Raw genomic sequence first — 19,273 nt, forward strand, 5'->3', positions numbered from 1 at the left:
AGCCGCAAGGCAAGAGTTCGGCGAAGATGTCGTGTCACGATATTTGCGACTACCGAATCCGCTGGTCAGAGCGTTGGACGCAGTCACTGGGGGTGATATGTCTTCGGTGTGAACCGGTCGCTGGACGTCGGTGAAACGCTAGTGTCGGTCCCATGGTTGACACCGAGATTCCCTCGACATCGGACCACCTGCGCGATGCACTCGACGGCCCATGGCGTGCGGTGCGCGCCGAAGCCCGGGTGCGGCTGGCCGACGACCGGTTTTCCGGCGACCCCTATCTCGACTACCGCGCGGCCCGAGCCCGGGTGCTCGAGCAGATGCGGGTCATCGCGACGATGGGATACGCGGAGGCCGGTTTCCGGCGCGAGCACGGAGGTACGGGGGAGCCGGGCGCGGGCGTGGTCGGGCTGGAGATGCTGGCCTATGCCGACCTGTCGCTGTGGGTGAAATCGGGAGTGCAGTGGGGGTTATTCGGCGGCGCCGTGGAAAACCTCGGGACCGAACGGCATCGCGATGTGGTCGAGCGGCTGATCTCACTGGATCTGCTCGGCTGTTTCGCGATGACCGAATCCGGACACGGCAGCGATGTCGCGAATCTGGAGACGACTGCGACCTACGATCCGGCGACCCAGGAGTTCGTCGTGCAGTCGCCGACGCCGTCGGCGCGCAAGGACTACATCGGCGGCGCGGCCGAACATGCCAGGATGGCAGCGGTTTTCGCGCAGCTGATCACCCAGGGGAAGAGCCAGGGCGTGCACTGCTTCCTGGTGCCGATCCGCGATGCGCACGGCGCCGATCTGCCCGGCGTGACCACCTACGACGACGGCCTCAAGGGCGGTCTGCTCGGCGTCGACAACGGACGCATCGTCTTCGATCAGGTCCGCATTCCGCGCGAGAACCTGCTCAACCGCTATGCCGATGTCGCACCGGACGGCACCTACAGCTCCGATATCGAGAATCCGAGCCGCCGATTCTTCACCACGCTCGGCACTTTGGTGCGCGGGCGGGTCAGCGTCGGCGGTGCGGCGGCGGCCGGTGCGCGGGTGGCGTTGAGCATTGCGACGCGGTATGCGCTGAAGCGTCGCCAGTTCTCCGATCCGGACAGCGGTCAGGAGACCCTGCTGCTGGACTACCGCAGTCATCAGCGGCGGCTGCTGCCATTGATCGCCCGGTCGTATGCACTCGCATTCGCTCAGAATGATCTGGTCCGCCGGATGCATCTGGTGCAGACCGGTCAGGATCTCGATCCCGGCGCGCAGCGCGCCCTGGAGAAGCGGGCCGCCGGACTCAAGGTGGCGCAGACCAGATTCGCGACCCGCGCCATCCAGGAATGCCGCGAAGCCTGCGGCGGCGCGGGCTATCTCACCGAGAACCGCCTGGTCACGCTCAAGGCCGATACCGATGTGTTCACCACCTTCGAGGGCGACAATGTGGTGCTGACCCAGCTGGTGGCCAAGGAACTGCTGACCGCCTATTCCGATGAGATCCGCGATCTGGACGCGCTCGGCTGGGTGCGCTTCGCCGCGACAATGGCCGGTGATGTGGTGCGCAAGCGGTCCGGTGTGCGCCAACTGATCCAGACGCTGCGCGACCGCGGCGACGATAGCGTCGACGACGGGGACCTGTCCCGCCGGTCGGTGCAGCTGCAGCTGTTCGCCGACCGTGAGGACTATCTGGTTCGCACCGCAGGGCACCGGCTGCGTGCCCGCGCCAAGGACACCACCCCGTTCGAGGCATTCAATAACGCACAGGACCACATCCTGGCCGCGGGCACCGCGCATATCGACCGGCTGATTCTCGAGGAGTTCATCGAAGGCATTGCCGGCATCGCGGATCCGGCGGCGCGCGAACTCGCCGAAACCGTCTGCGACCTCTACGTCTACTCGATGCTCGAGGAGAACCAGGCCTGGTTCATCATGCACCGGTTCATGTCGGTCGATCGCGCGAAGGCGGTGCGCCGCGGCGTCAATGAACTCGTCGACCGGCTGCGCCCGGACGCGCTCGCCCTGGTCGAGAGCCTGGGTGTGCCGGAGAGCATGCTGCGGGCGGCGCTGCTCGATGATGCCAGCGTCTTCGATCGGACGACCATCCGGACGACCATATAGCGGTGCGGCACACCGCGATCAGCGCTGGGAGCGGCTGCGAGCGGCCGGGCGAACCCGTCCGGTCGGCTCGAGCAGGCGGTCGGCCGGTCGCCAGCACGCGGTGACCAGTGCGATCGCTGCGGCTGTTCCGCCGAGGATATCGGTGGGCAGGTGATAGCCGAGTCCGATCATGCCGACCGCCGCGCAGAGCAGCGCGACGGTGGCGATCACGACGGTGCGCACCCGTGCTCGCATCGAGTCGATCAGCAGCACGAATGTGGTCGCGATCGCGACCAGATGCACCGTATGTCCGCTCGGATACGCGAGATAGTCGTGCAGCGGTCGATCCCAGAGTGGTTTGAGCACCCAGCTGTTGATCCCGACTACAACCTCCGGAAGTACCACCATCGCCGCGGCGCGCCGCCACTGCCCCCGATTGCCGAACCAGGCGGCGGCCGCGAGCAGTAGCGGGATCAGAATGTAGCCATTGCTCGGGATCACCAGCGCCTGGTAAATGCCGGGACGGTCGTCCATCGCCGAATGGATCGGCTCGGCAAGCGCGCGATCGAGATCGGTGGAGCCGCCATCGCGGGGAAAGGTGAGCGGGAGCGTAACCGCGATGCCGATGCCGATGAACACCACGCACAGCGCGACGAGGTTCGCTCGGACCCGGCCGAGCCACCCGGCCACCTTCCACTCCACGATCACCGCTCGACGATAGGGCACCCGCGCACCGACGCCGCCGGTCGCGGACGCACCCGCGATCGTTTCCGTAGGGATCGAACGCGATCAGGACCCGCCGCCGACAGTGCCTTGGCCCGGTCCGATCCGGCGACCTCCGCGTCCATGGTCCGCTGCACCGCGGCGGCCAGTTCGATACTCTCCGGGATGCGACCGGCGCGGACTCACCCCGGCCCGTAAGTCAATACCGCGGTGATCACGAACCAGATCACCCATGCGAAAGCAACGAGCATGCCCGCCACCAGGGCGATGCGCATGAACGCGCGTCCGAGGTCCATATCGCCCGCCTGCCGCGGATACAGCTTCCACGGGCTGTACCAGGGCGCCTCGATGACGATGGCCGGTGAGTCGGCATTCTTCTCGGCCTCCGCGAGTTCCGCGGCATACGCCTCTGCCTGGGCCTGTTGCGGACCGCCGTGCCAGAGGGAGATATCGATCGGGCCGAGGAAACCCTCGTTGATCAGATCCTGTGGGGCGGGCAGATAGGGCAGGATGCCGAGGCTGCGGAAGGCCACCGCGACATCGTTGGCGGTCCACAGGTGGATGTTCTTCTCGGAGTCGGCCAGCGTCTCGAAATAGTGTCGCAGCCGATCGGGTTCGGTGCCGAGGATCACGTCGAAACTCGGATCGCTCCACTCCTGCTTCACCGAAAGCTCGGCGCCGCGCAGCGGAACGATCAGCGCGACACCGTGCACCGCGCGCTGGCCGAGACCACGCGCGGCCAGCCAGTTCTGCAGCGCGAGTGTGTGTTCGCGCGATTTGTCCAGCGGGGTGCGGCGATCGCGGGCCTCGATGGCGATGGGCTGGCCGGAGATCGTCCACGGGCCGCTGAGCGGCACCTCCAGCACCCCGTCCTGGCGTGCCACCAGTGCCTCGGCCTCGATCACCACACAACTGGTCGGGGTCCAGACCACGGCGTCGAACTGGTGCAGCCGATCATTGTGGAACAGACTGCAATTGACCGTGGCGACCCCGTGCGGGCTGGCCGGATCCTTCCAGGTGCGCAGCCAGTCGATCAGCGCCCGCTCGGCATTGGTGCCTGCCGGGTTCTGTACTCGCACGAGCATTCGCGACCGCCCTTCACGTCGTCACTCGATGGTGGCAAGGATACGGACAACATGGCCCGGTTCGCCGCGCCTGTGACCAGATGCGGCGTGTCACTGCGGATGTTCCACTGCGATCTTTCCAGCCCGCACCGCCTCGACCAATGCGGCGTGATCGGACTCGGTCCGATCGGCATAGCGGATGGCGAAGCGCGCAATGGCGTCCTCGAAAGCCGCGTCGCCGTCGAGGTACCCGGCGAGCAGCCGCGGATCGAGGGAGCGCGAATGCGCGCGGGCCAGCAGCGCACCGGCCAGCCTGCCGTAATCGTCGAGATCCTCCGATGACAGCTCCGTCGGGTCGATACTGCCCTTCATATTGCGGAATTGTCGCACCGTGAACGGCAGTTCACCGGTTACCAAGCGCAATGTGGTCCACCCCAGCAGGATATCGGTCTCGGACTGAACCAGTCTGGCGCCCTGCACAATTCGTTCCCCCTCGTGCCGCGGCGCCGATACCGGCAGGAACGGTCGCAAGGCGGAGGGATCGGCCTGCTTGAGCTGCAGCACCAGCGCTTCACCGTCGTTGCCGTGCAGCAGCGCGACATAGCTGTGCAGGCCGACGCTGCCGGTGCCGACGATGCGAAAGGCGATATCGGACACCGCGAATCGGGCCAGCAGATTGCGCCGGGACTCGCGCAGGGTGTCGCCGTAGCGTTCGAGGCCGTCGATGATCTCCTCGGCGATCTTATCGTCGACGGGTGTGAGAATCGGTGGGTCACTAACGAATCGGTGCCTGCTGATCCCGGTCTGGTGATCCTCGAGATGTTCGGTCCACTTCTCGACCACCTTGGCGCTGGTGTTCTTGCGCGCCTTCTTCGCGGCCTTCTTGAAGTCGTCGAGCAGATCATCGGCCCTGGCCCGGCTCAGGATCGACTCATCCGGCAGCGCACTCCAGGATTCCATGAACGGTTGGTCGGCGAGATGATCGATGGTGAGCCGATACGACCGCGCGGCATCACGGGCGGCTCGCACGCAATCGTCTTCCGCTGCACCACCTTCGCGGCCCGCCAGGACCAGGCTGGCGGCCAGCCGCTCCAGATCCCATTCCCATGGGCCGACAATGGTTTCGTCGAAATCATTGATGTCCATGACGATTTCGCCGCGCGGCGTGCCGTACAGGCCGAAATTTGCGGCGTGTGCGTCACCACAGAGCTGTGCGGACAGACCGCTGTCCGGACTGCCCGCGAGATCGGCGGCCATCAGACCGGCCGCGCCGCGATAGAAGGTGAACGGCGAGGCGATCATCCGGCCGATCCGCAGCGGCACCAGATGCGGCAACCGGCCGGCATTGCTGGCCGCGAGGAATTCCAGCACATCCGGCCGCCCGGATCCGGTGGCCGCCCGGTCCCGCGCGGTGACCGGAACCCGCTGCCGCAGTGCACGACCGCGGGCGCGCACCTCCTCGGCAGGGACGTACGAGCGAAGATTGATACCACCGTCCAACACTGTGACATTTTGCCGCACCTGCGGCGCGGCGTGTTCGCGGCCCCGAATATCCAGCATCGCGTAGCGATTCGATGAGGGGGGCTGGTCGGGCGACGGGTGAGCCTCGCGTCCGAGCGACCGAGACTCGCGCCTGTGGCGCATGCGCTTCGCCCACTCGGCCGGGTTGATGGCCGCGCCTTCGCGTGGACGCGAGACGGGCCCTCGTAAGACTCGCTCCGCGCGCGTCAGCTCGGTCAGGTCGCGGGGACGACCGGATCAGCGGGCGTGATCGGCAACCGCAACGCACCGGGTGCGGCCGCTGGCACCGCGGGATGTTTCGGCGCGACGGGGGAGATCCGCCGGTACTGCGAACCGAGTTCCGGACGCGGATCGGCGTCGTTCTTATTGGGCCAGAACGCCATCGCGCGCTCGGCCTGTGCGGTGATGGTCAGCGACGGATTGACCCCGAGGTTCGCCGTGACCGCGGAACCGTCGGCAATATGCAGCCCCGGGTGCCCGAATACCCGCTGATACGGGTCGACGACACCGGCCTCGGGACCCGCGCCGATCACGCAGCCACCGATGTAATGCGCGGTGGCCGGGATGTTCAGTACATCCATGATCAGGCCGTGGGTATCGCCGTTGACCTTGGCGCCGAATCGGCGGCCGATATCGTGGGCCAGCGGAATCCAGGTCGGATTCGGTTCGCCGGTGCCCTGTTCGGTCTTCAACTTCCCGCGCCTGCGGTAGGAGGTCAGCGAATTGTCCAGCGACTGCATGACCAGCAGGATCACCGACTTCTCCGAGGCGTGGCGGGCATTGAGGCTGCGCAGGAATACCAGCGGATGCAACACGATCGCCAGCAGGAAACGCAGGAATCGGAATGCGCCGCCGTCCGCGATCGGCACCGACATCGGGAACAGTGCGTTCTGCCCCTTGCCGTAATGGCATACCTCGATATGGGTATCGGCCTCCGGATGGATGGAGGAGGTGATCGCGATGCCCTCGGCGAAATCGCGGCGTGAGCGGCTCACCACATTGAGAATCGCCTCGGAGTTGCTGCGGGTGAGCTCACCCAGGCGCGGCGACAGGTTGGGCAGCACGGCCTCATCGCGCATCTTGTGCAGCAGCTTCTGGGTGCCGAGCGCGGCACCGGCGAATACCACCTGCTCGGCGGTAAAGGTCTTGCGCTGCTTGCGGATCCAGCGATCCGAGCGCTCGGTCTCGACCGCGTAGCCGCCACCGGACAGCGGACGCACCGCGGTCGCGGTGGTCAGCGGATGCACTTCGGCCCCGGCCTTTTCGGCCAGGTAGAGGTAATTCGTCGTGGTGGTGTTCTTGGCATTGTTCGGGCAGCCGGTGAAACATTGCGCGCAGTGCACGCAGCCGCGCCGCCGCGGGCCAGCGCCGCCGAAGTACGGGTCATCGACCTCGGTGCCTGGATCGGCCTCGTTGAAGAACACACCGACATTGGTCGGGTGGAAGGTATTGCCGACACCCAGATCGTCGGCGATCTCCTTGATCACCTCATCGGCCGGTGTCATCCGCGGATTCGGCGCCACCCCCAGCATGCGTTGGGCCTGGTCGTAGTACGGCGCGAGTTCGGCCTTCCAGTCGGTGATATGGGCCCACTGCTTATCGGTGTAGAAGTTCGGCAGCGGCTCGTAGAGGGTGTTGCCGTAGATGAGCGAACCACCGCCGACGCCAGCGCCGGAGAAGACCGCGCATTTGCCGAGGATGCTGATCCGCTGCGGTCCGGTCAGACCGAGCCGCGGGGCCCAGATCGATTTGCGCACATTCCAATTCGTCTTCGGAATATCCTCGGCGGGCCAGCGGCGACCCGCCTCCAGTACGCCGACCCGGTAGCCCTTCTCGGTGAGGCGCAGCGCGCTCACGCTGCCGCCGAATCCGGAGCCGATCACTACCACGTCGTAGTCGAATGCGGGCATGGTTTCCCTCTCTGAACCGTGCGACAGCCTGTTCGCAACCAGATGAGATGGTTTCACACTCATTCTGTCACCGGCTGAGGTGTGGCGTAATGCGCTGTTGGCGACTGCTTGCAGGTCGCTCGAAAAACCAGCCTGCCCGTGCGCGAAACTGTCCGCAACCGGCGTGCCCGGATGGCGTGAACCGGGGTCGGTGCGGTATGCACGGGGCTGTGACAACCGAATCGGGGAAGACGGAACCGGGCGGACGCGCCGACTCCGGCACGGGCGATACGGACGACCCGGCCGTCGGCGGTATCTTCGCCGACCGCATCCTCACCGTCCCGAATGTCCTGAGCGTGCTGCGACTGGTCGGCGTTCCACTGTTCCTGTGGCTACTGCTGGTGGTGCGGGCCGACGGCTGGGCGTTCGCATTGCTGGTGGCCAGCGGCGTCACCGACTTCCTGGACGGCAAGCTGGCCCGGCTGCTCGACCAGTCCTCGCGGCTCGGCGCGCTGCTCGACCCGTTCGTGGATCGGCTGTTCCTGGTGACCACGCTGGCCGCCTTTGTCATCCGCGGGCTGCTGCCCTGGTGGGTCGCGGTGATCCTGATCGGTCGGGACGCGATCCTCGCGCTGACTCTTTCGGTGTACAAACGCCGCGAACTCGACCCGCCGGAGGTCATCTACCTGGGCAAAGCGGCCACCTTCGGTTTGATGTCCGCGCTGCCGTGGCTGCTGGCCGGTCAGATGGACTGGGCGCTGGCAGGTTTCGGCCGTGCCTTCGGTGGGGCATTCCTGGTCTGGGGCACGGCGGTGTATGTGTGGACCGGCGTGCTCTATCTATGGAAGGCTTTCGCCGTCGCGCGAGCGATACCGGCTGTGCCACACCGCAGTGAGTAGCGATTAGAGTTGCCTTGTACACCCGTAGCGACCTGTTGCGGGTCGCTCGAAACGATCAGTGGCGACTGCCTGCAGGTCGCTCGACAACGATCTGCCGATCGAGGAAAGGACGGCCTGTGACCCAGACCCCCGAGGATCTGCGCTACACCGAGGAACACGAATGGGTGCAGCGGATCGGCCCGACCCGGGTTCGGGTGGGTATCACCGACTACGCCCAGTCTCAACTCGGTGACGTTGTGTTCGTGCAGCTGCCCGATGTGGACAAGGACGTGGCCGCGGCGGACAGCATCGCCGAGGTGGAGTCGACCAAGAGCGTCTCCGACATCTACGCCCCGCTCGCCGCGAAAGTCGTTGCGGTGAACGAGGATCTGACGTCGACGCCGGAAACGTTGAACAGTGATCCCTACGGCGACGGATGGATCTTCGAGCTCGAATTGAGCGACGAGGCCAGCACGGATGCGGCACTCGGTGCACTGCTGGATGCCGCGGGTTATCAAGGAGTTATCGGGGGCTGACCAAGCCTTCCCGGTTCTACCTGCACGGGTACGCCCTGGCAGGGTACGGTCAAAGCCAACAGATGTGCCGGTGCTTAGCGGCCGGTGTTCTAGCGTCAGGATCCCCAGGTCGTGGCGGTGAAGGCAGCACCTGCTTGCATGGATAATCAGGTTCGAGGAGGAGAGAAACGGTGAGCGAGAACAAAGACCCGGGTTACGGGGAGACCGCGGCCGAGACGACGTCGGTCTTCCGCGCGGATTTCCTGAACGAGGTCGACGCGTCGCGCTCCGCTGAGGTGACCGGCGAACAGCCGGTCCAAGGGGTCGAGGGTCTGCCCGTCGGTGCAGCCCTCTTGGTCGTCAAGCGAGGCCCGAACGCGGGCTCGCGGTTCCTGCTCGATCAGCCGACCACGTCGGCGGGGCGCCATCCCGATAGTGACATCTTCCTGGACGACGTCACCGTCAGCCGTCGGCACGCCGAGTTCCGGCAGGACGACGATTCCTTCCAGGTGGTCGATGTGGGCAGCCTCAACGGCACCTACGTCAACCGGGAGCCGGTGGACTCCTCGGAGCTGCAGAACGGTGACGAGGTACAGATCGGCAAGTTCCGCCTCGTGTTCCTCACCGGACCACGGGCCCAGGTGAACGAGCCATCGGCGGGTGCGGGCAGCCTGTGACTCCTGCGGCACGGATCATGCGTGTCGACGGTGTTGACAGGGAAGAACGCTGTGTCATGAAAGACTCGGTGCTATGACGGGCGCGGCGCAGTGGGCTCGCGGAGGCATGTCGATCGGCTCCGTGCTGGACCTGCTGCGACCGGACTTTCCGGACATCACTATTTCGAAGATTCGCTTCCTCGAGGCCGAGGGGCTGATCAGACCCGAGCGCACACCGTCGGGTTATCGCAGGTTCTCGATCGCGGACTGTGAACGGCTCAGATTCGTTCTGACCGCACAGCGCGATCAGTACCTACCTTTGAAGGTGATCAAGGAACAGCTCGAAGCGATCGACAGCGGTGCGGCGACGCTCGGTGTGCGGGAAGCCCGCGCCCGGGCGCACTCCGGCCGCAGCGGTGCGCCGGAGGCCGGGCATTCATTGCCCGACTCCGCGCCCACCGCAACGCCTTCGGCGCATACCGCGCCCCGGACCGCGGCGCCGCGCAAACTCGGTGTCGTACCCGGTGAGATCTCGCCCGACGAGCTGCGATTCGATCACGAAATCCGACTCACCCGCGCGGATCTGCTCGCCCAGGCCGAGATCGACGAGAAATTCCTTACCGACCTGGTTCGGGCCAATCTGATCACGCCGGGCGCCGCGGGATTTTTCGATGCGGACGCGGTGACGCTGGCCAAGACCGCCAAGGCGATGGCCGAATTCGGGCTGGAGGCACGGCATTTGCGCGCCTTCAAGCTGGCCGCGGATCGTGAGGCCGCGCTGGTGGCGCAGATTGCGGCCCCGATCGCCAAGAGCCGCGACGCCGGTGCGCGGGCCCGCGCGGAGGAGACGGTGCGCGAACTCGCGGCGCTGTCGCTGACGCTGCACACCTGCCTGGTGAAGGCTTCGGTGCGGTCTTCGCTCGGCAGCTGAGACTTCTAGCGGGTTTCGCTTTGCGTTCCAGAGGGGCAACACGCCGATTTCGGCTGTGCACACGGAATGCTTGACGCCTCGCGGTTCGCTTAGACTCGTGGTACGGCGAGCCCTGCAGCGGTCATGCCGGGCGGCCGGCGAGTCATTGGGAGGCAGTGCGATGAGTGAGATGCGCGTTATCGGCATTCGTGTCGAGCAGCCACAGAACCAGCCCGTGCTGTTGCTCCGTGAGGTGTCCGGAGACCGGTATCTGCCGATCTGGATCGGGCAGGCCGAGGCGACCGCGATCGTGCTCGAACAAGAGGGGGTGACCCCGATCCGTCCACTGACCCACGATCTGATCAAGATCCTGATCGCCGACCTCGGGCACACTCTCAAGGAAGTGCGGATCGTCGATCTGCAGGAGGGCACCTTCTACGCGGATCTGGTCTTCGACAACGATCTGCGGATCTCGGCCCGGCCGTCGGATTCGATAGCGATCGCCTTGCGGGTGGGTTGCCCTATCTATGCCGAGGAACCGGTGCTCGAAGAGGCCGGGCTGGTTATGCCGGACGAGCGCGAGGACGAGGTGGAGAAGTTCAAGGAGTTCCTCGAATCCGTTTCGCCGGACGACTTCAAGGCCACCGACAGCTGAGCCGCTGCGCCAGGGCGGTGGGTTGGTCGAGCTCTTTCTTCTAGAGGTGAAGTAGAGGTCGAGACTTCTACCGCGCGTCGCGTTTGGTCCGACGATGCCGCTCCCGGGAGAATCACAGGGAGTAATCTCGATAGTTGGGCCACGTCCGTTACGGCCGGTCGTTGGTCGTGACGGAGCCGGGTCATCGATGAGGCTAGGCGTCGGCGAAGCAAGGGAGTGGTCAGTGGCAGAGCAATCGCAGGATGTGGTACAGCCAGGCCTGTTCCCGGATGATTCGGTCCCCGACGATTTGGTGGGCTACCGCGTACCGAGCGCGTGCCAGGTGGCCGGGATCACCTACCGGCAGCTCGATTACTGGGCGCGCACCGGATTGGTCGTTCCGTCCATCCGTGGGGCTGCGGGTTCGGGCAGCCAGCGCCTGTATTCGTTCAAGGACATTCTCGTCTTGAAGATCGTGAAGCGACTATTGGACGCGGGCATCTCGTTGCAGAACATTCGCATCGCCGTCGACCATCTACGCAGTCGCGGCGTGCAGGATCTAGCGGGCATTACGTTGTTCTCCGATGGGACCTCGGTGTACGAGTGCACCTCGCCCGAGGAGGTAGTCGATTTACTGCAGGGTGGGCAGGGCGTCTTCGGAATCGCGGTCAGCGGCGCCATGCGGGAATTGACCGGAGCCATCGCCAACTTCCCGGCCGAGCGGGCCGTGAGCGGCAGCGCGAGCGAGCGGCCGGAGGATGAGCTTTCCTTCCGTCGTAAGGCTCGGATGAACCAGAAGACCGGCTAGGGATCGATTTGTCGAGTGCCTGTCGCTGCGGCGGCGGGCACTCGACTGTCCGGCCGAAGTGATGAGCGCTACACGCCCATCCGGGGTCCGGTGGCGTCATTCGTTGCGCGCGCGGCATAAACTGACGGTGCGTCGCCGCCGTGCGGGAGAGTTCCGGACTTCACAAGAGTTCGGGCGCCGAAGGAGCAGCACCTCCCCGTCAATCTCTCAGGCAAAAGGGACCGTACGGGCTTCGACGTCTCTGGAAAGTGGCAACTCCGCACAACGCGGCGGTTGCCCGCCCATGGGGAAAGGGGTCTCGGCACCTGCGTCGCGGCATCCGAATCTCTCAGGCTCCACGACAGAGGGGGAGGCCGGTATCCGTCGACCGCCGTTGGTCGACCCGCCCGACCTTGGGAGCTTGTCGTGACTCGATCATTCGCCGACCGCCATATCGGACCCGACCGGGATGAACTCGCCCGGATCCTGGACGTCGTCGGCGTCGGCTCGCTGGCCGAGCTCGCCACCGCGGCACTACCCGCGAGCATTCTGGACGGCTCCGGACTCGAGGTGCTGCCGCCCGCCGCGACCGAGCACGAGGTGCTCGACGAACTGGCCGCGCTCGCGCATTCGAATACCGTCGCCACCTCGATGATCGGGCTCGGCTACTACGACACGTTGACTCCGCCGGTGCTGGTGCGCAGCCTGCTGGAGAATCCCGCCTGGTACACGGCCTATACCCCGTACCAGCCCGAGATCAGCCAGGGGCGGCTCGAGGCACTGCTCAACTTCCAGACCATGGTCTCGGATCTGACCGGGATGGAGGTGGCCAATGCGTCCATGCTGGACGAGGCCACCGCCGCCGCCGAGGCGATGACGCTGCTGCGTCGGGCTGGCAAGTCCACCTCCGCGCGCCTGCTGATCTCCGATGATCTGTTCCCACAGACCAAGACCGTGCTGCACACTCGCGCCGAACCGCTGGGAATCGAGATCGTCGAGGCGGATCTGTCGGGCGGTGAACTGCCTGATGGCGAGTACTTCGGTGTGCTGGTTCAGGTTCCGGGCGCTTCGGGTCGGATCGTGGACTGGCGGCCGGTGATCGAGGCGGCGCACGAGCGGGGCGCGTTGGTCGCGGTCGGCGCGGATCTGCTCGCGTTGACGCTGATCACGCCGCCGGGGGAGCAGGGCGCGGACGTATGTTTCGGCACCACACAGCGTTTCGGTGTGCCGATGGGGTTCGGCGGTCCGCACGCCGGATATCTATCGGTGCACGCCGCGCATGCGCGTCAGCTGCCGGGTCGACTCGTCGGGGTGTCGGTGGATGCCGATGGCCATCAGGCGTATCGACTCGCACTGCAGACCCGCGAGCAGCATATTCGCCGGGAGAAGGCGACCTCTAATATTTGCACCGCGCAGGTGCTGCTGGCGATTGTGGCCGCGATGTACGCGAGCTATCACGGACCCGATGGACTACGCGAGATCGCTCGGCGCGTGCATCGGCGGGCGGCGGCCATTGCGACCGGACTCGATGGTGCCGTGGTGCACGACAATTACTTCGATACGCTGCTGGTGCGGGTGCCCGGTGGCGCGGAAGCCGTAGTGGCGAAGGCGAAGTCGAGCGGTATCAACCTGCGGTTGGTCGACGCAGACCACGTCGGTGTCGCCTGTGATGAGGCGACCACCGAGACCCATGTCGCCGCCGTGCTCGAATCCTTCGGCACCGCACTGACTTCCGAGGCGAGCGGTCCCGCGGCGGCGGTCTCCGTCGAAACCCGTACCTCGGACTTTCTCACCCACCCGGCATTCACCAGCTACCACACCGAAACCGCGATGCTGCGCTACCTGCGGCGGCTCTCCGATAAGGATATCGCGCTGGACCGCAGCATGATTCCGCTCGGTTCCTGCACCATGAAGCTCAATGCGACCGCGGAAATGGAGGCAATCACCTGGCCCGGCTTCGCCCGCGTGCATCCGTACGCGCCGGTCGAGGATGCGCCCGGTCTGCTGAAGGTGATCACCGATCTGGAGAACTGGCTGTCCGCGATCACCGGCTACGACTCGGTGAGCCTGCAGCCGAATGCGGGCAGCCAGGGCGAATACGCCGGACTGCTGGCGATCCGGCGCTACCACCTCGATCGTGGTGACGCGCACCGCGATACCTGCCTGATTCCCTCCAGCGCGCACGGCACCAATGCGGCCTCGGCGACCATGGTCGGCATGCGGGTGGAGGTCGTGAAGTGCCGCGCGAACGGCGACGTCGATCTGGACGATCTGCGCGCCAAGATCGCCGATCACGCCGAGCGGCTGGCCTGCATCATGATCACCTACCCGTCGACGCACGGTGTCTACGAGCACGAGGTCGCCGAGCTGTGCGCGCTGGTGCACGACGCCGGTGGCCAGGTATACGTCGACGGGGCGAACCTGAACGCGCTGGTCGGCCTTGCCCGTCCCGGTCGCTTCGGTGGTGATGTCAGCCATCTGAATCTGCACAAGACCTTCTGCATTCCGCACGGCGGCGGCGGTCCCGGTGTCGGCCCGGTCGCGGTGCGTTCGCATCTGGCGAAGTACCTGCCGGGCGATCCGCTGGAGTCGGCTTCGCACGCGGTGTCGGCGGCCCGCTACGGTTCGGCCTCGATTCTGCCGATCACCTGGGCCTACATCCGGATGATGGGCGCGGATGGTCTACGCACGGCGACGTTGACCGCCATCGCGTCGGCCAATTACATCGCGCGCCGCTTGAACGAGTACTTCCCGGTGCTCTATACCGGCGAGAACTCGATGGTCGCGCACGAGTGCATTCTCGACCTGCGTGATATCACCAAGCGGACCGGTGTCACCGTGGATGATGTGGCAAAGCGGTTGGCGGACTATGGATTCCACGCGCCGACCATGAGCTTCCCGGTCGCTGGCACGCTGATGGTGGAGCCCACCGAAAGTGAAAACCTCGCGGAGCTGGACGAATTCATTCGCGCGATGATCGCGATCCGGGCCGAGATCGACCAGGTCGCCGCGGGAGTGTGGCCGGTGGATGACAATCCGCTGCGGGGTGCGCCGCATACCGCGGCCTGTCTGGTCGGGGAGTGGGACCACCCGTACAGTCGGGAGATCGCGGTATATCCGCACGGTATTGATCCGTCGCGCGGCAAGGTGTGGCCAGCGGTGCGTCGCATCGATGGCGCCTACGGTGACCGCAATCTGGTCTGCTCCTGCCCGCCGCTGGACGCGTACTGACGGCTGCCGAGCCGCACCTCGACCCCGTTGCAGGTGCGGCTCGGTAACCGCATCTATTGTGCGGCAACCGCTTTGCCGTAAATGTTGATCAGATCGGGCCAGCCGCCCTCGCTTTGCACGCTGTCTCGCATGGATTCCCAACCCGCGCCGTGGTTCTCGAAGCCGGAGTGCACCAGGGTGACCGCGGTGCGCTCGGGCGTCACCGCATCGAATGTGACATCGACGCGGCTGGCGCGGTCCGGATTCGTCTCGTGCTGCCAGTCCAGGCCGATCTCCCAAGAGAATGCGAAATGCCGCGGCGGATCCCAGACGAGTACCGTGCCCCAAGGACATTCGGTGCCGTCGGCCTCTCTGCCGAAGCAGCGCCCGCCCTCCCGTGGTTCGATAACCTCCTGCGCCAGTTCACCTTTGCCGATGTGGTGCGCACGCGGCCACCAGCTATCGATCCCAATGGTGAACACGTCGTAGGCCTTATCGATCGGCGCATCGACGCCGAGCTCGACCCGAACTTCCTTATCGCTCAACTGCTGTGTCATGGCTTGTCCTTTCTCGAGGCGTCGGCTGCCTGCCTGTTCACCTCGTCCTGAAAGGCCGACATCGCCGTCGACCAGAACTGCGTGAAGTACACCCGAAGCCCATCGATTCCCGGTGGGTTCAGCCGATACACCCGCCTGGTCCCCATCGCCTGGTCGACCACCAGCCCCGCCTCCTTCAGCACCTTCAGATGCTGGGAAACCGCGGGCCGACTGACCGGCAGCTCATCGGCCAACTCGCCAACCGCACACGGCCCCTTCCCGAGCCGTTCGAAGATCGCCCGCCGCGTCGGATCCCCCAGCGCGTCCAACGCGGCATTTCGGTAAGCCTTCACGAACCGTAAGTTTATACTTACCGATAGCAGCTGTCTATAGGCGGTCGCTTCTGGACTGCTCGAATACGCGGTCTGACCAGGTCTGACATTCGCGAGCCGGGATGTTCTCACGACATGTCAATGAAGCCCTTGACCGCGCAGCGCGGGGACACGACGCAGTGGTGTTCGGGGGTCTCGAGGGGCGGCTGCGGGCTGGGACGAGTTCGGATCATGCTCGCGAGCGTCGTAGTGCATGCGAACCGCGCTTACGCCGAGGCGACCCAGCTCGGTAAAGTTCGGATCGCTGCGGCGCTGCGCTGGGCGTGGCCATGTGGCGGTCATCTTCGCGAGGACGGCATCCTCGTTTTCGACCTGCAGCCGAGGGGCTGATGGTCGGGTGCGGGGGTTGGGTGTGTGATGTTGCTGTGGGGCAGCGGGTTTGCCGGATCTGCGCGGCCGTCGTGGTATTTCGACCGGAATCCGAGCCGCCCCACGCGGGGTTTACGCCGGGTCCGGTGCGGCCTCGGGTTCGAGTTCCGGGATTTCGCTGAGGGCTTCGATTCCTAGTTCCGCGCGGGTTGCATCGATGACGGCCCGTTCGTCTTGGACGGTGTTGGCAATTGCCTTGTGCCACAGTGCGCGGATGGCGTTGACATCGTCCATGGTTGCCTCCTCGTCGAGTTCGACCTTGAGGCGCTGCACGGTGATGCTCTGGGCTGCGGTGAGGGTGCGGAGGAGATCTTCACAGCGATGTGGGATTTTGGGGTTCGACAGTACGCGCAGTCGGGTGATGTAGCCGTTGCATGCGGAGATGCTCTGCTGTACTTCCTTGCCGAAAGTGTCCACCTCCTCGACGGATTCGGCCTTCCAATCGAGGGTCTCCCACAGGGTTTGGCGGACGTCGGCGGCGGCGAGCAGTACCGAGGAGATCGCGGTCAGGATCGATTCGCGTCGCCATTTATCCTGTTCGCGGCGTTCTGCGGCGGCATTGGCGTTGTCGATGTTGTGTTGTGCGGCGGTGTGGGTTGTCTCGATATTGCGCTGTGCCGCATCAAGTGTGGTCCGGTTGCGCTCGTCGGCTGCGGTGATCGCGTTGCGGTTCGTCCGGTTGTTGATCAGGACGCCGATGAGCGCCGCGGCGGCGACGATGAGCGAGCTGAGAAGCGGAAGCCAGGAAGTCACCGGGTCATCATTGCACTGCGCGGTGCTCCGCTGTGCCCCGATCGGCCCTCAGATCGCGCCCGCGCGCGCAGCCGCCAGTGCGGCATCGGCCGCGCGGAGGGTGTCTTGCGTGGTCACCGGTTCGTGAGTGATGAACAGGCGGTAGTAGATCGGCGCCACGGCGAAGCGAATTACCTCCTCCGCGTCGATGGTGTCGGGGAGGTAGCCGCGGGCGATCGCGCGGCGAACGACCTCGGCGGACTGGGTGTGCCGGACCGCGTAGAAGTGCCGGAGGGCTTCGGCCGCCGTGGAATTCTGCACTGCCGCAGCGATAAACGCACTCGCGACCGGTCCGGCGTCGGGGTCGGCGAATCCGGTGCGCACCAGGTCGGTGATGGCGCGCAGATCGTCGTCGAGTGAGCCGCTATCGGGAATCGGCCACGGCTCGTTCTCCGCGAGTTCGAGGGCGTCGACGATGAGTCCCTCGGGGCTGCCCCAGCGGCGGTACACGGTGGTCTTGTGCACACCAGAGCGCTGGGCGACGTTATCGACGGTCAGGCCCGGATAACCGCGCAGGGTGAGCTCGGCCAGGGTGGCCTGGCGCACTGCGTCGCGGACGCGGGCGCTCCGGCCGCCGGGGCGTTTCTGCGTCTCCAAAGACAACTCCTGTTGCATTAGTTGGAGGGGTTTGTTAACTTAAAGCTACACATGTAGCGATTGGAGAGCCATCTGACCACCCAACTGACTCTGCGCGGCGTATCGAAGTCCCATGGACAACGAGTCGTCCTCGAGTGCGTCACGCTGTCCATCCGGCCCGGCGAGCGGGCGGGCATCGTTGGCGAAAACGGTTCTGGCAAGTCGACTTTGCTGCGGATCCTGGCAGGCATCGAGAGTTTCGATGACGGCGAGCGCGCCGTGCGTGCGGCGGGCGGCATCGGACATCTGGCGCAGACGGTGCCCGGCCGCACTGTTGCTGAGGCCATCGATCTGGCGCTGGCCGAGTTGCGTGAGCTCGAGCAGCGGATGTACGAGGCCGCGGAAGCCGAGGATATGGCCGAGTACGGTGAATTGCTCACGGCGTTCGAGGCGCGGGGTGGGTACGAGGCCGACGCTCGGGCTGGCATGTCTGCTCGCTGCCTCGCCCGAGGTGTTATTGCTGGACGAGCCGACCAATCACCTCGATGCGGCGGCCCTGGTCTGGCTGGAGGAGCGGCTGCGGACGCATGCGGGGACGGTGGTCGTGGTTTCGCACGACCGGACGTTCCTGGACCGGATGGCGACCGCGATCGTTGAGGTCGAGGACGGCGGCATCACCCGATTCGGTGGCGGTTACAGCGGCTTCCTCGCCGAAAAGGCCGCGGCGCGGGCGCGTTGGGAGCAGGCGTACGCCCAATGGCAGGACGAGATCGCGCGACTCGAGGAGTTCGCGAATACGACGGCACATCGGGTGGCGGTGGGGCGGGCGATGAAGGACAACAACAAGATGGCCTACGACCGCAATGCCGGTCGGGTGCAGAGTTCGGTGGCTTCGCGGGTTCGGCAGACGGCGGAGCGGTTGCGCAGGCTCCGGGATGATCCGGTGCGGCGGCCGCCCGAGCCGTTGCGGTTTCGCGGTAGATTCGGGACCGGACGGACCGCATCGTTCGGGATCGGTGCGCTGACGCTCGGGCCGCGGGATCGGGTGCTCATCCATGGGCCGAACGGTGCTGGCAAGTCGACACTGCTGGACAAGATCTACGACAGTGCGCGTGGCCGCGTCGGATATCTGCGCCAGAATGTGGTTTTCGATCCGGAGCCGACGGTGGCCGAGACCTATGGGCACGGTCGAGAGGCGCTGCTGTCGACCGGACTGTTCCACCGGGACGCGCTCGATACTGTGGTGGGCGCACTGTCGGAGGGGCAGCGGCGCAGGCTGGCGCTGGCCGAACTGCTGGTGGGGGACTACGACCTGCTGCTGCTCGACGAGCCGACCAACCACTTGTCGCTGACATTGGTCGAGGAATTGGAAGGCGCGCTGCGTGATTACACCGGTGCGCTGGTGATCGTGACGCACGACCGGGCGCTGCGGGCCCGGTTCGCCGGAATACAGATCGGAGTGGAACAGATTGATTGAGCTTTCCGGTGCGCCCTACGGGTTGACGACCGGCCAAGACGGTGCGCTGTGGTTCACACTGGTATCGCGGGGCGCGATCGGGCGTTGTGTCGCAGGCGAAGTCGAGACCATCCAGCTCGATCCGGCCGATGGACAGCCGACCGTCATCGTCACGGGGCCGGATGATGCCCTGTGGTTCACCGAGTTTCGCGGGAATCGGATCGGGCGGGTCACGTCGAGCGGTGAAATCGTTGTTTTCCGAGCGGATTCGCCGTACGGCA

17 protein-coding genes, 1 pseudogene and 1 riboswitch are annotated in these 19,273 nt (G+C 65.7%); of the genes and pseudogenes, 10 read left to right on the forward strand and 8 right to left on the reverse strand.

The features are described from left to right. Positions 1 to 167 precede the first annotated feature (167 nt). The gene (locus ABZW16_RS16105) at positions 168 to 2,105 is read left to right on the forward strand and encodes an acyl-CoA dehydrogenase (protein WP_354956534.1); all 1,938 of its coding nucleotides are present in this window, start codon (positions 168 to 170) and stop codon (positions 2,103 to 2,105) included. Between the two features lie 18 nt (positions 2,106 to 2,123). On the opposite strand, the gene ABZW16_RS16110 is transcribed toward ABZW16_RS16105, so the two are convergent. From ABZW16_RS16110 to ABZW16_RS16125, 4 genes are all read right to left on the reverse strand, one after another. After that, on the reverse strand, positions 2,124 to 2,792 hold the full coding sequence (locus tag ABZW16_RS16110; RefSeq protein WP_354956469.1) for a phosphatase PAP2 family protein: 669 nt from the start codon (positions 2,790 to 2,792) through the stop codon (positions 2,124 to 2,126). A 197-nt stretch (positions 2,793 to 2,989) separates the two neighbouring features. Then, the gene (locus ABZW16_RS16115; RefSeq protein WP_354956471.1) at positions 2,990 to 3,892 is read right to left on the reverse strand and encodes a nuclease-related domain-containing protein; all 903 of its coding nucleotides are present in this window, start codon (positions 3,890 to 3,892) and stop codon (positions 2,990 to 2,992) included. Positions 3,893 to 3,982: 90 nt separating this feature from the next. Continuing rightward, entirely contained in the window at positions 3,983 to 5,431 is a 1,449-nt protein-coding gene (locus ABZW16_RS16120; protein ID WP_354956473.1) for a DUF2252 domain-containing protein, read from the reverse strand. Positions 5,432 to 5,607: 176 nt separating this feature from the next. Continuing rightward, positions 5,608 to 7,302 carry a GMC family oxidoreductase gene (locus ABZW16_RS16125; protein WP_354956474.1) on the reverse strand — a complete coding sequence of 565 codons (1,695 nt, stop codon included), beginning with the start codon at positions 7,300 to 7,302 and terminating at the stop codon, positions 5,608 to 5,610. Positions 7,303 to 7,595: 293 nt separating this feature from the next. Here ABZW16_RS16125 and ABZW16_RS16130 point away from each other — a divergent pair, with 293 nt between their 5' ends. The 7 genes from ABZW16_RS16130 to gcvP all read left to right on the forward strand — a co-directional run bounded on the left by ABZW16_RS16130 (position 7,596) and on the right by gcvP (position 14,892). Further along, on the forward strand, positions 7,596 to 8,180 hold the full coding sequence (locus tag ABZW16_RS16130; protein WP_354956535.1) for a CDP-alcohol phosphatidyltransferase family protein: 585 nt from the start codon (positions 7,596 to 7,598) through the stop codon (positions 8,178 to 8,180). 116 nt (positions 8,181 to 8,296) lie between these two features. After that, positions 8,297 to 8,695: a glycine cleavage system protein GcvH gene (gene gcvH, locus ABZW16_RS16135; protein WP_354956476.1), complete on the forward strand. Its 399-nt coding sequence runs from the start codon at positions 8,297 to 8,299 to the stop codon at positions 8,693 to 8,695. 170 nt (positions 8,696 to 8,865) lie between these two features. Further along, positions 8,866 to 9,351: an FHA domain-containing protein gene (locus ABZW16_RS16140; protein ID WP_354956478.1), complete on the forward strand. Its 486-nt coding sequence runs from the start codon at positions 8,866 to 8,868 to the stop codon at positions 9,349 to 9,351. A 73-nt stretch (positions 9,352 to 9,424) separates the two neighbouring features. Continuing rightward, the gene (locus tag ABZW16_RS16145) at positions 9,425 to 10,261 is read left to right on the forward strand and encodes a MerR family transcriptional regulator (RefSeq protein WP_354956480.1); all 837 of its coding nucleotides are present in this window, start codon (positions 9,425 to 9,427) and stop codon (positions 10,259 to 10,261) included. Positions 10,262 to 10,421: 160 nt separating this feature from the next. After that, positions 10,422 to 10,895 (forward strand): bifunctional nuclease family protein, encoded by a 474-nt coding sequence (locus ABZW16_RS16150; RefSeq protein WP_354956482.1) that lies wholly within the window; start codon positions 10,422 to 10,424, stop codon positions 10,893 to 10,895. Positions 10,896 to 11,082: 187 nt separating this feature from the next. After that, positions 11,083 to 11,682, forward strand: coding sequence for a MerR family transcriptional regulator (locus tag ABZW16_RS16155; RefSeq protein WP_354956484.1), 600 nt, complete (start codon positions 11,083 to 11,085; stop codon positions 11,680 to 11,682). A gap of 133 nt (positions 11,683 to 11,815) precedes the next feature. Further along, positions 11,816 to 11,916: riboswitch (glycine riboswitch) on the forward strand. A gap of 171 nt (positions 11,917 to 12,087) precedes the next feature. Beyond that, the gene (gene gcvP / locus ABZW16_RS16160; RefSeq protein WP_354956486.1) at positions 12,088 to 14,892 is read left to right on the forward strand and encodes an aminomethyl-transferring glycine dehydrogenase; all 2,805 of its coding nucleotides are present in this window, start codon (positions 12,088 to 12,090) and stop codon (positions 14,890 to 14,892) included. Between the two features lie 53 nt (positions 14,893 to 14,945). Here gcvP and ABZW16_RS16165 read toward each other — a convergent pair whose 3' ends face one another. From ABZW16_RS16165 to ABZW16_RS16180, 4 genes are all read right to left on the reverse strand, one after another. Then, the gene (locus ABZW16_RS16165) at positions 14,946 to 15,428 is read right to left on the reverse strand and encodes an SRPBCC family protein (protein ID WP_354956488.1); all 483 of its coding nucleotides are present in this window, start codon (positions 15,426 to 15,428) and stop codon (positions 14,946 to 14,948) included. Next, positions 15,425 to 15,760 carry a metalloregulator ArsR/SmtB family transcription factor gene (locus tag ABZW16_RS16170; RefSeq protein WP_354956490.1) on the reverse strand — a complete coding sequence of 112 codons (336 nt, stop codon included), beginning with the start codon at positions 15,758 to 15,760 and terminating at the stop codon, positions 15,425 to 15,427. Before ABZW16_RS16170 ends, ABZW16_RS16165 begins: the two co-directional genes overlap by 4 nt. Positions 15,761 to 16,240: 480 nt before the next feature. Further along, the gene (locus tag ABZW16_RS16175) at positions 16,241 to 16,921 is read right to left on the reverse strand and encodes a hypothetical protein (protein WP_354956492.1); all 681 of its coding nucleotides are present in this window, start codon (positions 16,919 to 16,921) and stop codon (positions 16,241 to 16,243) included. A gap of 48 nt (positions 16,922 to 16,969) precedes the next feature. Then, complete coding sequence (locus tag ABZW16_RS16180) at positions 16,970 to 17,557, reverse strand: TetR/AcrR family transcriptional regulator (RefSeq protein WP_354956494.1); 588 nt, start codon at positions 17,555 to 17,557, stop codon at positions 16,970 to 16,972. Between the two features lie 60 nt (positions 17,558 to 17,617). Between ABZW16_RS16180 and ABZW16_RS16185 the strand changes: the two are divergent. Together ABZW16_RS16185 and ABZW16_RS16190 are read left to right on the forward strand one after the other, a co-directional pair. After that, positions 17,618 to 17,755, forward strand: a pseudogene (locus ABZW16_RS16185) (hypothetical protein); the annotation flags it as partial. Positions 17,756 to 18,053: 298 nt separating this feature from the next. After that, the gene (locus tag ABZW16_RS16190) at positions 18,054 to 19,013 is read left to right on the forward strand and encodes an ATP-binding cassette domain-containing protein (protein ID WP_354956496.1); all 960 of its coding nucleotides are present in this window, start codon (positions 18,054 to 18,056) and stop codon (positions 19,011 to 19,013) included. The last annotated feature ends 260 nt before the right edge of the window (positions 19,014 to 19,273 follow it).

The organism is Nocardia sp. NPDC004604 (assembly GCF_040609795.1).
Lineage (GTDB): Bacteria > Actinomycetota > Actinomycetes > Mycobacteriales > Mycobacteriaceae > Nocardia.

Excerpts from the sequence above, each read along its gene's own strand:
- ABZW16_RS16145 (WP_354956480.1), top strand. The coding sequence starts at position 9,425 with ATGACGGGCGCGGCGCAGTGGGCTCGCGGAGGCATGTCGATCGGCTCC.
- ABZW16_RS16165 (WP_354956488.1), bottom strand. The coding sequence starts at position 15,428 with ATGACACAGCAGTTGAGCGATAAGGAAGTTCGGGTCGAGCTCGGCGTC.
- ABZW16_RS16150 (WP_354956482.1), top strand. The coding sequence starts at position 10,422 with ATGAGTGAGATGCGCGTTATCGGCATTCGTGTCGAGCAGCCACAGAAC.
- ABZW16_RS16155 (WP_354956484.1), top strand. The coding sequence starts at position 11,083 with ATGAGGCTAGGCGTCGGCGAAGCAAGGGAGTGGTCAGTGGCAGAGCAA.
- ABZW16_RS16125 (WP_354956474.1), bottom strand. The coding sequence starts at position 7,302 with ATGCCCGCATTCGACTACGACGTGGTAGTGATCGGCTCCGGATTCGGC.
- ABZW16_RS16120 (WP_354956473.1), bottom strand. The coding sequence starts at position 5,431 with ATGCTGGATATTCGGGGCCGCGAACACGCCGCGCCGCAGGTGCGGCAA.
- ABZW16_RS16115 (WP_354956471.1), bottom strand. The coding sequence starts at position 3,892 with ATGCTCGTGCGAGTACAGAACCCGGCAGGCACCAATGCCGAGCGGGCG.